This window comes from Paracoccus sanguinis (assembly GCF_012689545.1).
GTDB classification, from domain to species: domain Bacteria; phylum Pseudomonadota; class Alphaproteobacteria; order Rhodobacterales; family Rhodobacteraceae; genus Paracoccus; species Paracoccus panacisoli.
Window position 1 is genome coordinate 25,149 of the sequence record NZ_CP051543.1, and the last position, 12,202, is coordinate 37,350.

At 75.6% G+C, this 12,202-nt stretch carries 17 protein-coding genes; 2 read left to right on the forward strand and 15 right to left on the reverse strand.

All coding sequences use genetic code 11. From position 1 onward, the window contains the following. Window positions 1–47: 47 nt before the first annotated feature. The 11 genes from HGN31_RS15530 to HGN31_RS15580 all read right to left on the reverse strand — a co-directional run bounded on the left by HGN31_RS15530 (window position 48) and on the right by HGN31_RS15580 (window position 8,475). Window positions 48–1,070: an EscU/YscU/HrcU family type III secretion system export apparatus switch protein gene (locus HGN31_RS15530; protein WP_168783996.1), complete on the reverse strand. Its 1,023-nt coding sequence runs from the start codon at window positions 1,068–1,070 to the stop codon at window positions 48–50. A 9-nt stretch (window positions 1,071–1,079) separates the two neighbouring features. Further along, entirely contained in the window at window positions 1,080–1,922 is an 843-nt protein-coding gene (locus HGN31_RS15535; RefSeq protein WP_168783997.1) for an EscT/YscT/HrcT family type III secretion system export apparatus protein, read from the reverse strand. 24 nt (window positions 1,923–1,946) lie between these two features. After that, window positions 1,947–2,201 carry a type III secretion system export apparatus subunit SctS gene (gene sctS, locus HGN31_RS15540; protein WP_036705276.1) on the reverse strand — a complete coding sequence of 85 codons (255 nt, stop codon included), beginning with the start codon at window positions 2,199–2,201 and terminating at the stop codon, window positions 1,947–1,949. Beyond that, window positions 2,202–2,858, reverse strand: a complete 657-nt coding sequence (sctR, locus tag HGN31_RS15545) for a type III secretion system export apparatus subunit SctR (protein WP_168783998.1) — start codon at window positions 2,856–2,858, stop codon at window positions 2,202–2,204. Further along, window positions 2,851–4,095: a FliM/FliN family flagellar motor switch protein gene (locus HGN31_RS15550; protein ID WP_168783999.1), complete on the reverse strand. Its 1,245-nt coding sequence runs from the start codon at window positions 4,093–4,095 to the stop codon at window positions 2,851–2,853. The genes sctR and HGN31_RS15550 overlap by 8 nt, the downstream gene beginning before the upstream one ends. Then, the gene (locus HGN31_RS15555; RefSeq protein ID WP_168784000.1) at window positions 4,092–4,595 is read right to left on the reverse strand and encodes a hypothetical protein; all 504 of its coding nucleotides are present in this window, start codon (window positions 4,593–4,595) and stop codon (window positions 4,092–4,094) included. Before HGN31_RS15555 ends, HGN31_RS15550 begins: the two co-directional genes overlap by 4 nt. After that, entirely contained in the window at window positions 4,592–5,950 is a 1,359-nt protein-coding gene (locus tag HGN31_RS15560) for a FliI/YscN family ATPase (RefSeq protein ID WP_280529904.1), read from the reverse strand. Before HGN31_RS15560 ends, HGN31_RS15555 begins: the two co-directional genes overlap by 4 nt. Next, a complete protein-coding gene (locus tag HGN31_RS15565) occupies window positions 5,947–6,567 on the reverse strand; it encodes a hypothetical protein (protein ID WP_168784001.1) in 621 nt (206 codons plus the stop codon). Before HGN31_RS15565 ends, HGN31_RS15560 begins: the two co-directional genes overlap by 4 nt. Continuing rightward, a complete protein-coding gene (locus HGN31_RS15570; protein WP_168784002.1) occupies window positions 6,564–7,259 on the reverse strand; it encodes a hypothetical protein in 696 nt (231 codons plus the stop codon). The genes HGN31_RS15565 and HGN31_RS15570 overlap by 4 nt, the downstream gene beginning before the upstream one ends. Next, window positions 7,256–8,074 (reverse strand): type III secretion system inner membrane ring lipoprotein SctJ, encoded by an 819-nt coding sequence (sctJ, locus tag HGN31_RS15575; protein WP_168784003.1) that lies wholly within the window; start codon window positions 8,072–8,074, stop codon window positions 7,256–7,258. Before sctJ ends, HGN31_RS15570 begins: the two co-directional genes overlap by 4 nt. Window positions 8,075–8,136: 62 nt before the next feature. Then, window positions 8,137–8,475: a hypothetical protein gene (locus HGN31_RS15580; RefSeq protein WP_074826846.1), complete on the reverse strand. Its 339-nt coding sequence runs from the start codon at window positions 8,473–8,475 to the stop codon at window positions 8,137–8,139. A 256-nt stretch (window positions 8,476–8,731) separates the two neighbouring features. On the opposite strand from HGN31_RS15580, the gene HGN31_RS15585 reads away from it, so the two are divergent. Next, entirely contained in the window at window positions 8,732–8,923 is a 192-nt protein-coding gene (locus HGN31_RS15585; RefSeq protein WP_168784004.1) for a hypothetical protein, read from the forward strand. A 215-nt stretch (window positions 8,924–9,138) separates the two neighbouring features. Here the strand turns inward: HGN31_RS15585 and HGN31_RS15590 are convergent, their stop codons facing one another. From HGN31_RS15590 to HGN31_RS15605, 4 genes are read right to left on the reverse strand one after another with little or no spacing between them, the layout of a single operon-like run. Then, entirely contained in the window at window positions 9,139–9,360 is a 222-nt protein-coding gene (locus tag HGN31_RS15590; RefSeq protein WP_036705983.1) for a hypothetical protein, read from the reverse strand. An 18-nt stretch (window positions 9,361–9,378) separates the two neighbouring features. Further along, window positions 9,379–9,834, reverse strand: a complete 456-nt coding sequence (locus tag HGN31_RS15595) for an HrpB1 family type III secretion system apparatus protein (protein WP_074826857.1) — start codon at window positions 9,832–9,834, stop codon at window positions 9,379–9,381. Window positions 9,835–9,875: 41 nt separating this feature from the next. Continuing rightward, on the reverse strand, window positions 9,876–10,187 hold the full coding sequence (locus HGN31_RS15600) for a hypothetical protein (protein WP_074826860.1): 312 nt from the start codon (window positions 10,185–10,187) through the stop codon (window positions 9,876–9,878). 12 nt (window positions 10,188–10,199) lie between these two features. Continuing rightward, the gene (locus HGN31_RS15605; RefSeq protein WP_168784005.1) at window positions 10,200–10,850 is read right to left on the reverse strand and encodes a hypothetical protein; all 651 of its coding nucleotides are present in this window, start codon (window positions 10,848–10,850) and stop codon (window positions 10,200–10,202) included. Window positions 10,851–11,204: 354 nt separating this feature from the next. On the opposite strand from HGN31_RS15605, the gene HGN31_RS15610 reads away from it, so the two are divergent. Further along, window positions 11,205–12,200, forward strand: coding sequence for a hypothetical protein (locus tag HGN31_RS15610; RefSeq protein ID WP_168784006.1), 996 nt, complete (start codon window positions 11,205–11,207; stop codon window positions 12,198–12,200). Window positions 12,201–12,202 lie beyond the last annotated feature (2 nt).

A 12,202-nucleotide genomic window follows, 5' to 3' on the forward strand; every position in this document is an offset into this window, starting at 1 on the left:
ACCGCCGCATTCGAAAGGCCCCGCCACGGCGGGGCCTTTCTCATGCGCTAGCGCAGGTGCGGCGACACCGCCGCAATCTGCGCGTCGGTGCTGATCCAGTCGCCGATGGCGAGGCGGGCGAGCAGCGCCACCGCCTCGGCATCCTCGCGCGCGGTCAGCTCGGCGCGGTTGCGGGCGGCGCGGGCCACCGCCTCGGGGCCGCGGGCGCGGAACACGAGCCGCGGGGCGGGCGTCTCGCCCTCGACATAGCGCAGGCCGACGATCTCGCGCGTGCCGGCGCGGATCAGCACCGTCGCCTCCGACAGGCCCACGGGCCGCTCGATCGCCTCGCGCCGGTCGGCGCGCAGCTGGCCCTTGAGCTGGGGGTCGCCCTCCTGGTCCTTCCACTCGCGCTTCATCTCGGTGACCGACATCCGCTGCTCGCGCAGGAACTCGGCCCGCTGCACGAGATAGTCGAGCAGCCCGGCCACGACGAGAATCGCCGTCAGCCCCACCAGCAGCGGCACGATCATCCGCTCGGTGATTCGGGCCGCGCAGTCGATCCCGCAGGGCGGCGCCGGCAGCAGGGCGCCGATCTGGCCGCCCAGCAGCACCGCCACCAGCGCGCCCACCGCGAGGATGCGCACGACGTGCATCAAGAGCCGCATCCACGCGCTTCGGCCGAACATCTTCTTCGCGCCCTTGGCCGGGCTCAGCTTGCCGAAGTCCGGCGTCAGCGCCTGGGCGGAGAACACCGGCCCGCCCGAGATCGCCATCCCCATCAGCACCGTCAGCGCGACCACCATAACCAGCACCGGCGCCACCAGCCCCACCGCGAGGTCGAGCGCCATCCGCGCCTTCAGCGCCAGCTCCTGCGGGAACGCCAGCCCCGGCGGCGTCTCGAGCGCGAAGAGCGCCCGCAGGTCGCGCCAGATCGCCTCGCGCCGGGCAAAGAGGTAGAGCAGCACCGCCAGCGTGGTGAGCGAGGCGAGCGTCTCTCTCGACGTGACGACCTGCCCCTTTTCGCGCGCCTTCCTCAGCTTGCGCTGGGTCGGGGGCAGGGTCTTTTCCTCGCTGCTGTCGCCGCTCATGGCCCCCACTCAGCGCGTCGTGCCGAGCAGAAAGGCCCTGAGCGCCTCGGGCGACAGCGCCGGGTGCCCGGTCAGGTCCAGCGCATAGCCCGCCAGCAGCGTGGCCGAGACGGCCAGCAGGACCGCGTGGACCCCCTGCTTGACCGACATCGACAGGAACATGGCGTTGAGTTGCGGCAGGTATTTGGTGGCGATGACGATCCCCAGCTCGACCAGCAGCAGCGGCACGACCAGCGGCAGCGCCAGCAACAGCCCGCTGCGCAGCAGCGTGTCGAGCAGCCCCAGCGCCAGCGCCCCAGTGGCCGGATCGACCGGCGGCAGCGGGTCGAAGAGCGGCACCACCCGGTAGCTCTCGAACAGCGGGCCGAACAGCGCCGGCGCCAGCGCCCCGGACGCCGCCAGCAGCAGCAGGCAGACAAGCAGCAACAGCGTCCCCGTGACCGACGATTCGCCCCCCGAGCCGGGGTCGATCAGCTGCGCCATCGAGGCGCCGCGCTGCATGTCGATGATGTCGCCCGCCGCCATGGCCGCCCAGAACGGGATCCCGGTCAGCAGCCCGAGGATCGCGCCCACGACGAACTCGCGCGCGACCAGCCCGGGCAGGCGCGCGGGCGCGGTCAGCGACGGGTCGGCGGCAAGCTGAGCGAGTGCGGCCGGAAACAGCGGCATCATCATCGCCACCATCACCGCCCCGCGCAGATAGCCGGTGTTGAGGTGGAACCGCCCGAAGAGCGGCATGAGATAGACGAACCCCAGCGGCCGCGCCGCGCAGAGGACGAGCAGCACCAGCGGCTGCCCCAGCCGCCCCGGTTGCAGCAGCAGGGCGAGGTGCGCCGGATCGGGCGGGCTCACGGGCTCCATCCCCTTGCCGCGGCCTCAGTAGCGGGCGATCTGGCCGAACAGGTCGGCCGCGAACCGCACCAGCCGCGCCGCCAGCCCGCCGCCGAGGATCATCAGCACCGCGCCCACGGCGGCCAGCTTGACCGCCATCGGCAGGGTTTGGTCCTGGATCTGGGTCAGCGCCTGGATCAGCCCGACGATGATCCCCACCGCCGTCGCCGCGATGATCGCCGGCGCCGACAGCGTGAGGGTCAGGATCAGCGCGTGGTTGAGGGACTGGTAAAGCTCCATTCACGCCCCCGGCACGTAGCTCATGACCAGCCCGTGGGTCAGCCGCGACCAGCCGTCCACGGCCACGAACAGCAAGAGCTTGAAGGGCAGCGAGATCACCATCGGCGACACCATCATCATCCCCATCGCGGTCAGGATGTTGGTGATCACCAGATCGATGACGATGAACGGCAGGTAGAGCAGCACCCCGATCTCGAACGCGCGGGTCAGCTCGGCGGTGACGAAGGCGGGGGCGAGGATGAACAGGTCGTGCTCGGTGGGGCCGACGCCGGTCGCGGCGTGCATCTCTTGCGCGGCCTCGAGGAAGAAGGCGCGGTCGGTGGGCGTGGTGAGCCGGGTCAGGAAGGCGCGCACCGGCTCGAGCCCCTGCGAGAGGGCGCGCGGCAGTTCGGTCGGGTTGGTGAGCGACTCAAGACTGATGCCGCTGTCGACCAGCGCCTGCTGGACCGCCGCCAGCACCGGCGACATGACATAGCCGGTCAGCACGATGGTCACGCCGTAGAGGACGAGGTTCGGCGGCGTTTGCTGGATGCCGAGCGCGCTGCGGACCAGAAACAGCACCACGGCGATCTTGACGAAGGCGGTCAGGCTGATGACCAGGAACGGGACGATCATCAGCCCCGTGGCGGCCACCAGCAGCGGAAACGGGTTATCCATCCCCGAACAGCGTGATGATTTCGCAGGCTTTCTGGCCGGCGATGGTGGTGATCTGCCCGGTGCCGATGACCTGCCCGTTCAGGACCAGATCGACCGGCGCGCCGTCGGGCCGGTCCAGCGCGATCACGGTGCCGACGCCGGCCTGCCGCAGCTCGCTCAGCGTCAGCAGCGCCTCGCCGAGGCGAAAGGACAGCCGCAGTTCCAGGTCGTCGAGCGCGGCGAGGGCGGGGGCGGGCGCGGCGGGCTGCGGGGCCTCGGGCGGCTGCGGGGCCTCGGGCGGCTGGGGCTGGCCCGGCGCGGCGCCCGGCGGGTCGAGAGAGGGCGGGGTGGGATCGGTCATGGCAAGCGTCTCGGTCAGGGAGGGGGAGGTTGCGGCAGCGTCGCGGCCCGCCGGCGCCGGGCGGCGCGACGCGAAGGGCGCGGTCAGCCGCCAGAGGCCGGGGCCGGCGGCGGTGACGGGCGCGGTCAGCCGCCCCTCGACCACCGCCCGGACGGGGCGGGGGGCCGCGTCGGGCGGCAGCATCAGCGCGTCGCCCGGGCGCAGGTCGCGCAGCTCGGCCAGCCGCAGGCTGAGGCTGTCGAGCTCGATCACCGTGCAAAGCGCGAGGTCCGGCATCTCGTCGCGCGGCCGCGCCCAGCGGTCGAGCGCCCCGGCCAGCCGCAGCGCCGCCGCGGGCGACAGCCGCAGCGCCAGCGGCTGCCGGCCGCGGGTGGGGGCAAGCGTCTCGACGCCGAGCAAGAGCGCGAGCGGCTCGGGCACGTCGGGGCGCGCCGCCTGAAGCCCCTCGAACCGCAGCGACAGGCCGGTGAGCTGCTCGGCGGCGTCGAGCCAGGGGGTCAGCGCGTCCTCGATGAGCAGCGCGGCGTCGGTCGGCGTCGCCGCGTCGAGCGGCAGCCCGGTCAGGCGGCGCAGCACCGGCCAGGGCAGCGCCACCGCCGCCGGGGCGCCGTCCACGGAAAGCGTCAGCCACGGCGCGCCCTCGGCGCCCTGCGGCTCGGGCCGCAGGTGCAGCGCGACGCTGCGCGCCCCGATCCGAAGGCTCAGCGGCCCGCGGCGGCGCATCAGCGCGTTCAAGGCCCGCGCCTGCCCGGCCGTAAGCCCCCGCGTGCGCCGGGTCAGCCGCAGGCGCGGGGCGTCGGGGGTGTCGGGGGCGGTCCCGGCAACGGCCCCCGTTGGAAGCCCCGGCAGGCGCGCGGCGCGCAGGTCGATCCCCAGCGGCGTCTCGGGCGCGCTCATGCGGGGGTCCTTCGGGCGGCGAGGGGGCGCTCGTCCGCCTCGCGCTCGTCGCGCCGCTCGCGCGCGCGCAGCCGGGCGTCCTCGAGGGGCGCGCGCAGGCGGTCGCGCTGGTCCAGCCGGCGCTCGGCAGCGGCAAGGGCCGCCTGCGCGGTCGCCACGTCGGCGCGCGCCGCCTCGATCATCAGCGCGGCGTCGGCCGTGGCGCGCTCGGCCGCGGCCTCGCGCGCGCGGTCGGCGGCAAAGGTGGTCAGCACCGCGTCCAGCGCGCCGCGCGCCTGCGCGGCCCGCAGCAGCGGCGCGCGCAGCACCGCGCGGCGGGCGGCCTGATCCGCGGCCAGCGCGCGGGCGGCGCGGTCGGCGGCGTCGCGGGCGGCCACCGCCTCGACCAGCGCGGCGCGGGCGGCGGCCAGCTCGCCGCGGGCGATGTCGCGGCGCATCCGCGCCAGCCGGACCAGCGCCCCGGTCTGCGCCAGACGGCGGGTGAGATGCGCCCCGCTCATGGCGCGACCCCCAGCGCGGCCAGCCGCGCCTGTGTTTCCGAGAGCGGGGAGTGGTCGCCCACGTCCTGACGCAGGAACGCCTCGATGGCGGCGCGGCTGGCCAGCGCCGCGTCGGCCAGCGCGTCGCTGCCCTCGCGGTATTCGCCGACCTGGACGAGGATCTCGATCTCTTCCAGCTTGGCCAGCCGCGCGGTGACCTCATGGCTGGCCAGCACCTGCGGACGCGGGGCCACCGCGGGCATGACCCGGCTTTTCGAGCGCAGCACGTCGATCGCCGGATAATGCCCGCGCGCCGCGAGGTCGCGCGACAGCACGATATGCCCGTCGAGCAGGCTGCGCATCTCGTCGGCGACCGGGTCGGCGGCGTCGTCGTCGCCCTCGACCAGCACGGTGTAGATGGCGGTGATCGCGCCCTGCCGGGTCTGGCCCGGCCGCTCGACCAGCCGCGGCAGCTGCGCGAAGGTCGAGGGGGGAAAGCCCCGCCGCACCGGCGGCTCACCCGCGGCCAGCCCGATCTCGCGCAGGGCGCGGGCCACGCGGGTGGCGCTGTCGATGAGCAAGAGGACGTTCAACCCTTCGGCACGGAAGGCCTCGGCCGCGGCGGTCGCGGTCAGCGCCGCGCGCAGCCGCTCGGGCGCCGAGCGGTCCGAGGTCGCCACCACCACCGCTGCCCGCCGCCGCCCCTCGGGGCCGAGGTCGCGCTCGAGGAACTCGGCCACCTCGCGGCCGCGCTCGCCGATCAGGCCGAGCACCACGACGTCGGCCTGCGCGCCGCGGATGATCTGGCTGAGCAGCGTGGACTTGCCCACCCCGGCGGCGCCGAAGATGCCGATCCGCTGGCCGCGGCCCAGCGTCAGCAGCCCGTCGATGGCCCTGAGGCCGGTGACGAAGGGCGTGGCGATCACCGGCCGGTCGAGCGGCGCGGGCGGGTCGGCGTTCAGCGGCACCGTGCGGGGGATGGCCGGCCCGCCGTCGAGCGGTCGGCCGAAGGCGTCGACCACGCGGCCCAGCAGCGCCGGGCCCGCCGGCCCCAGCGGCTCGGCGCCGGTCGGCGTGACCTCGGTGCGCCCGGAGAGGCCGCGCACGTCGTCGGCGGGGGCGAGGATCGCCTGCTCGCCGTCGAAGCCGATGATCTCGGCGGTCATCTCGACCCGGCTGACGGGATCGCGCAGCAGGCATTCCTCGCCGATCCGGCCGTCGGCGAGCTGGGCGTGCAGGACGCAGCCGGTGATCCGCGTCACCCGGCCCCGCAGGTCGAGCGCCGAGACCCGGCTGGCGCGGGCCCGCAGCGCATCGGCGAGCGAGGCGGTGTCGGGGCTCTCCGGCGCCTCGGGCAGGGGGGTGGGTGAGGTCACGCGCTGCCCTCGCGGTCAGGGGGTAGGGCGGGGGCCGGGGCCGGGGTGCCGTCCTCCCACGCCTTCAGCGCCTGATCGGTCAGCGCCCGCAGGCCGATCTCGGCCGAGCCGTGGTCGCTGGTCAGCACCGCCCGCCCGGGCGCGAGCGCCGGATCGGGGTGCAGGCCCACGATCTCGGGCCCGGCCTCGCCCGCGTCGGCGGCGGCGCGGGACACGGGGGCGATCACGTCGGGGGCGGCGAAGATGCGGCCCTTGCGGTGGTCGCGCATCTGCCGCAGCGCGGTCAGGGCGGCGTGATAGGTCGCCTCGTCCTCGGCAAAGTCGCCCACGATCCGTCGCACGGTCAGCGCCACCATCCGCGCCAGCTCGGGCTCGAGCGCGGCGAGGCGCTGTTCGGCGGCGGCCTCGGCCCGGGCGATCATCCGGGCGGCGGCGCGGGCGCTTTCGCGCAGCGCCTTGCTGCGGGTGTCGCTGATCAGCGCGTCGGCGGCGCGGGCGGCGTCCGCCTCGGTCGCCTGCCGGGCGGCCTCGGCGGCGTGCAGGATGGCGTCGGCGCGGCGCAGCCGGTCCACCTCGGCGGCGCGCAGGATGCGGGGCGGGGGGGCCGCGCGGCTCATGCCGGGGCCTCGGCGGAGGGCAGGGCGCAGGCGTCGAGCGCTGCGTCGAGCGCCAGGTCCGGGCGCTGCGCGGGCGGGACCGCGGCGGGGTCGGGGGGCAGCGGCGTGTGGCGGCGCGACCACGGCAGGCGCAGGCCGCGCGGGCCGCGGGCCGGGGACGGGGCGGCAGGGTGGGTCGTGTCGGCGGCCGCCGCGTCGCCGCCGCCGGGCCATTCGGCGGCGAGGACCGCCGGCAGCCTTCGCCGCCACGCCGCGTCGATCCGCCGTTCTGCGGCCTCGAGCGCCTCGGCGAGCGGCAGGCTCTCGGGCGGCAGCGCGAGGTGGCGGCGGGCGAGGGCGAAGGCCTGCGCCTCGTCCGCGACCAGCGCCCGCGCCTCGGCCCGCGCGTCGGGGGTGATCGCGAGGGCAAGCTGGTGCCCGGCCAGCACCGCCGCCGCCGCCGCCCGCACCCGTTGCCCCTGCGCCGGATCGACGAGCGCCGCCACCGCCGGGTCGCAGGGGTCGAAGGCCGCCCCGAGGTCCGGCAGCCCGCCCGCCGCCCGTCCGGCCGCGCGACCGTCGGCGGCCAACCCCGAAAGACGCCACGCCGCGCGCCGGTTCTGCAACGCCGTCCGGGCGCGCGCCGCCGCGAGCGCCGCGCGCCGCCCGGCCAGCCGGTCCCCGCCCAGCGCAGCCTCGGGCGCGCCGCTCATGCCTCGCCCTCGCCCGGCAGCGCCGCGCCCGCGCGGCGGCGCAGCCGGGCGCGCAGCCACGGCAGCCCGGCGGTCAGGAACCCCAGCGCCGCCAGCGCCAGCAGCCCGCCGATCATCGCCCACAGCCGCGCCGCGCTGGCCGGATGCACCCACACGCCGGCCACGCTGACCAGCACCGGGGCCGCGACGCCCTGCGCGCCGGCCTCGGCCCGCGCCGGTTCGGCCGGCACCATCACCACCGTGATGTTGTCGTAAAGCAGCCCCTCGATCGAGTTCGCCACCAAGAGCTTGATCTGGGTGCTGTAGCTTTCCACGTTCGACCCCGGCGCGTAGCGCACGAAGACCGAGGCCGAGGACGGCTTGACGTCGCGGCCCAGCATGTCGGCCTCGGGCAGGACGACATGGATGCGCGCCGACTGCACGCCGTCGATCTCGGCGATGGTGCGCGACAGCTCCTGGCTCAGCGCATAGATCATCCGCGCCCGCTCTTCGGTGGGCGAGGAGACCAGCCCCTCCTTGCGGAACACGTCGCCCATGCTGTCGTAGGTCCGCGCCGGCAGGCCGCGCGCCTCGAGCAGGTCGACGGCTTCGGCAAAGCGCGCCTCGTCCACGGTGACGGTCAGGCCGGTGGCGCCCGGGGCCTTGGCGGCGGGGATGCCGCCGGCCGCAAGCGCGGCCACCATCTCGTTCGCCTCACGCTCGGAGAGGCCGGTGTAGAGGTCTGTCTTGCAGCCGGCGAGCGCGAGCAGCGCGGCCAGCGCCAGCGCCGCCGCGGGCAGGCGGCCGGGGCGGCCGGACGGGGCCGGCGGGAACATCGGAACTGGCATGTGCGGTCCTGAGGGACCGCCCGGGCCGCCGGGCCGTTCGCCCGGCGCGCTCAGGCGCCCTTGAGAAAACTGTTGAGGTTGTTGCCGAGGCTCGACGAGATCGACGTGGCCATCGAGAACTGGATGATCTGCCCCTGCAGTTGCAGCGCCACCTGCATCGCCTCTTGCGCGGCCTGAAGCTGCTGCGAGATGTCCGCCCCGGCCGAGACGGGCGCGGCCATCTGCGTCTCGACGGCGCGGGTGCCGGCCTCGAAACTGGCGTGCATCCGGCCGAGCCCTTGCAGCGCCTCGGTGGCGATGTCGCTCAGCTGCGGGGCGGGGGCGGGCACGGGCTGGGCCGGGACGGCAGAGAGGGCGTCGGCACCCAGGGCGGTGACAGCGGTGACCATCGGCAGGCTCCTTCAGCGGGGGCGGGGGTCAGGCGGGCCGGGGGGCCGGGCGCTGACCGCGCGGGAGAGAGGTTGGCTTCGATGAGGCGAGGCGGGGGGGTGGCGGGGCTTGGCGGCTCGCGCGCAGGGGCAGCGGCCGGGCCGGCGGGGCCGGGGGGCGGGGCCGTCCGGGGCTGCCGCCTCCGCCACCGGCCAGGCCGAGGCCCAGGGCGGCAAGACGGACAGGCCCGAACGGCATGGTGTTCGTGGCGGGGGAATGCACCGGCTGGTCAGGCCGGATGCGGGCGGCGCGACGGCCGCCATCGAGGACCGCCGCGGCGAGGCGGCGGAAGGGGTTGGCGCAGGCGCCCCGGCCCCGGCCCGCGGCCCCGGCCATCCGCCGGCGCAGCAGCGCGCGCAGCAGCGGCGCGAAATCGCGCCGTCCGGTGCTGGCGGCATCTTGCCGTGAGGTGGGGGCGGGGGCGGTCATCGGCGTCGGTCTCTGGCCTGTGTCGTGCGCGTTTCGGGGGTGGGGGTCCGCGGCCGGGATCTGCCGGCAGCGGGTCGGGCGCGGGGCCGGCGGGCGGGGCCGGCGAGGGACGGGGCGCGGCGTCGGCCGGGACGGGGCAGGGGTCGGTGCTGGCGATCCGTGGCACCCGTCCCTCTGGCCTTGGCCGGCCCGTGTCAGTAGTTCGCGCCGCCGCCGATCGAGCCGGACAGGTCGCCCATCATGCCCACGAAGTTCATCACCCCCGACGCCGCCGCCAGCGGCGGGAACGCCATCTTGAGCAGCGCGCCGAGCGGCGAGTTGAGGATGCCCGAGAACGCCTTGGCGATGTTCCCAAGCCCCGAGAAGATCTTGCCAACGCCACCGAGGGCCTTGCCGATCCCGCTAAGAAGTCCCATTGTTTTCAACTCCATGCCTTAGGTTGTTGTCCGCTGACCAATTGCTCCGGGGGGCGCGGACGAGACCCCGGATTCCGCCGCGAGCCCCGCGGGGCCCTGCGTCGTCTCATCGGCGCCGTTGACCAGAAGATCGGCGAAGGCCTCGGCGTGTCCGCCCTCGCCCCGCAGTTCCTCGGCCAGGCGGCGCGCCTCGGCCTGCTGGTTCTCCAGCACCTTGCACATGGCGAGCACCGCCTGCGCCTCGGCCTTGCCTTCCAGGTCCGAGGCGATGACCTCGGTCAGGATCCGGTCGGCCTCGGGAAAATCGCCGGCCACCATCTCGATCAGCGCCAGCCCGATCCGGCCGGCGCCGAACTGCGGCATCCAGGTCGAGATCGCCTCGAACACCGGGCGCATGTCGGTGTCGATCCCGCGCATGACGCCGGAATACCCCGCCTCGATCAGCAGCTTCATGTCGGCGCGGTCGATCTGCATCGCGGGGTCCTTTCGGGCGTCGGCCGGGGGGGGGCGGGGGATCAGCGGGCGAGTTCGGGGAAGTCGCTGGCCAGCGAATCGAGCACGTCGCGGGCCTGGGCGGCGCGGGTCGTGGCGGTGCGGGCGGCGTCCTCGATCATCGCATAGCCGGCCTCGGGGTTGCCGTGGCCGATCAGGTGCAGGCCGCGGCCAATGCCGGCCAGAGCGTCCTGCGGGTAATGCTGCGACCAGGTGTCGAAGATCGGCATCAGCGGCGCCTCGACCCCGCGCTGCCCGGCCAGGATCGCCACGGCCATCATCAGGTGCAGATCGTCGATCTGGTCGGCGGTCGCGGCGGCTTGGGGCAGGCTCATCGACAGTCCTTTCTAGCGCAGGGGAACGGGAACGGCGCGCCGGTCGCCCGGCGGCACGGAAGCAGGGGGCGCCGGGTAGGGGGCGGCAGGGTAGGGCGCCGCCGGATAGGCGGGGTCGGCGGTCCAGCCGCCCGCGCCCAAGGGCCCGCGGCGGCGGCCGGGGCCGCGGATGATGATCGGCAGGCGCTCGTCGGCCACCGCCTCGACCCCGGCGGCGAGCGCCGCCACCAGCTCGGCCACGGCGTCGGCGTAGCCCTGCGGGCCGACCACCCGTACCGCCTGCGCATCGCCCGAGGCGACCAGCGGCCAGGCCGTCTCGTCCATCTGCAGCGCCTGCATCTGCGTCCGCAGCTCGGACATCGGCACGCCCTTGAGCGGGACGAGCCGGCTGACCAGCGCCGAGGGCGGCTCGACATGGACGGCGGCGCCGTCGAACCACCAGACGATCTGCCCGCCCGTCGCGAGCGAATCGAGCACGTCGCGCAGCGTGCCCTCGGCGTTGGCGACGTTGACGCGCGCGCTCAGGCCCTCGGCGGCGATCATCGGGATGCCGGATCGCAGGGACATCTGGCGGATGACCTCGGTCACGGCCACGTCCCTCGCCTCGTAGGGGAAGGGCTGGGCCAGCATGAGCAGGCCGAAGCTGTCGAGTTCGCCCCGCACGCGGGCCGGGTCGGCGGGGGTTGTATCGTTGGGGAAAGCGTCAGAGGGCCCGGCGTCCTGCGCCCACGCCCCCCCGGGCCCCGGTCCCGCCAGCCACAGGCACGCGAGGACCAGCGCCGCCGCGGCCCGTGAGGGTCGCGCCGCGGGCCCGCGGGGGGTCCGGGAAACGGGGCGGTCGGCAAGGGTCGCATGGTCGGGTCCGTTCATCTCGCGCGACCCAAGCCGATGAACGCGACAAATGAGTGACGGTCGGAGGGGTGAGTGACGGTCGATCGGCGGAATGCGGCCGATGCCTGCGCCTGTCATGCGGCCGACACGCAGCGCGCGTCGGATGGCGGCCGACAACAGCCGGTGATGCCCATGCCCGCCACGCCCTCGCGCCCCGCGATACGCCTCGCCCTGACGCTGGCCGTTGCCTCGCTGCCAGCCTCGGCCGGGCTTGCCGCGTCGGGGGGCGGGGCGCCGACGCTCTCGGACGCCACGCTCGAGGCGCTGACCGAGGACCTGCTGGCGCTGACGGACGGCGCGGAGGCCCCCGGCCGGGCGGCGGCGCGGGCCGAGCTCGCGGCGCTCGATGCGGCGCTGGGGGGGATGGACCCGACCCTGCAGCCGCTGCCCGCGGCGCTGGCGCAGGGGGCGGCGCTTGCGCGGCGGGCCGCGCATCCCGCCAGCCGCGCCGTCTTCGCCGACCTGACCCGCGACATGCTGGCGACCGCCCTGCGCGAGACGGGGGCCGAGGACGCCGGCCTGCTCGCCGCCTGGACGCGGCGCGATCCGATGCTGGCCGAGCTGGTGCCGGGGCAGGGGCTGAGCGCCGACGACCTCGAGGCCGGGCGCAGGCTGGCGGCGCTCGACCCCGAAGCGGGGCGCGTCTCGGTGCAGGCGTTCTGGGACGCGCAGGCGGACGAGCCGGTGAACCGCGTCCTGCCGACAAGGATGGACGCCTGGACGGCGGGCGTGCTGGCCGCGTGGGACCGGCTCGACCCGGCCGAACGGGGGCTGGCGGTGGGGGTGCTCGACCACAGCGCCGTGCCGCCGGCCGCGCTGCTCGAGGCGGTGATCGGCACCGCCGACGTGCTGGGCTGGCTCGGCGCGGTGGACGTGCCCCTGACCCCGGCCGAGCGCGCCGCGAGCCCTGAGCTCGTCGCCTATATGCAGGCGGGGGCCTTTGCCGGGCCGGTGCGCCCGCTGCTCGAGGCGCGGGCCGAGGCGATGGTCGCCGCAGGGGTCGGGGCCGGGGCCGGGGCGGGCGAGGCCGCCGATCAGCTCATGCGGCTCAACACCTGGTCGGCGATGACCGGCGAGATGCACAGCTGGGACGCCTACCGCTACATGACGCAGGGCTATTGAGC

Excerpts from the sequence above, each read along its gene's own strand:
- HGN31_RS15530 (WP_168783996.1), bottom strand. The coding sequence starts at position 1,070 with ATGAGCGGCGACAGCAGCGAGGAAAAGACCCTGCCCCCGACCCAGCGC.
- sctS (WP_036705276.1), bottom strand. The coding sequence starts at position 2,201 with ATGGAGCTTTACCAGTCCCTCAACCACGCGCTGATCCTGACCCTCACG.
- sctR (WP_168783998.1), bottom strand. The coding sequence starts at position 2,858 with ATGGATAACCCGTTTCCGCTGCTGGTGGCCGCCACGGGGCTGATGATC.
- HGN31_RS15550 (WP_168783999.1), bottom strand. The coding sequence starts at position 4,095 with ATGAGCGCGCCCGAGACGCCGCTGGGGATCGACCTGCGCGCCGCGCGC.
- HGN31_RS15555 (WP_168784000.1), bottom strand. The coding sequence starts at position 4,595 with ATGAGCGGGGCGCATCTCACCCGCCGTCTGGCGCAGACCGGGGCGCTG.
- HGN31_RS15565 (WP_168784001.1), bottom strand. The coding sequence starts at position 6,567 with ATGAGCCGCGCGGCCCCCCCGCCCCGCATCCTGCGCGCCGCCGAGGTG.
- HGN31_RS15570 (WP_168784002.1), bottom strand. The coding sequence starts at position 7,259 with ATGAGCGGCGCGCCCGAGGCTGCGCTGGGCGGGGACCGGCTGGCCGGG.
- sctJ (WP_168784003.1), bottom strand. The coding sequence starts at position 8,074 with ATGTTCCCGCCGGCCCCGTCCGGCCGCCCCGGCCGCCTGCCCGCGGCG.
- HGN31_RS15580 (WP_074826846.1), bottom strand. The coding sequence starts at position 8,475 with ATGGTCACCGCTGTCACCGCCCTGGGTGCCGACGCCCTCTCTGCCGTC.
- HGN31_RS15585 (WP_168784004.1), top strand. The coding sequence starts at position 8,732 with ATGCACCGGCTGGTCAGGCCGGATGCGGGCGGCGCGACGGCCGCCATC.
- HGN31_RS15590 (WP_036705983.1), bottom strand. The coding sequence starts at position 9,360 with ATGGGACTTCTTAGCGGGATCGGCAAGGCCCTCGGTGGCGTTGGCAAG.
- HGN31_RS15595 (WP_074826857.1), bottom strand. The coding sequence starts at position 9,834 with ATGCAGATCGACCGCGCCGACATGAAGCTGCTGATCGAGGCGGGGTAT.
- HGN31_RS15600 (WP_074826860.1), bottom strand. The coding sequence starts at position 10,187 with ATGAGCCTGCCCCAAGCCGCCGCGACCGCCGACCAGATCGACGATCTG.
- HGN31_RS15610 (WP_168784006.1), top strand. The coding sequence starts at position 11,205 with ATGCCCATGCCCGCCACGCCCTCGCGCCCCGCGATACGCCTCGCCCTG.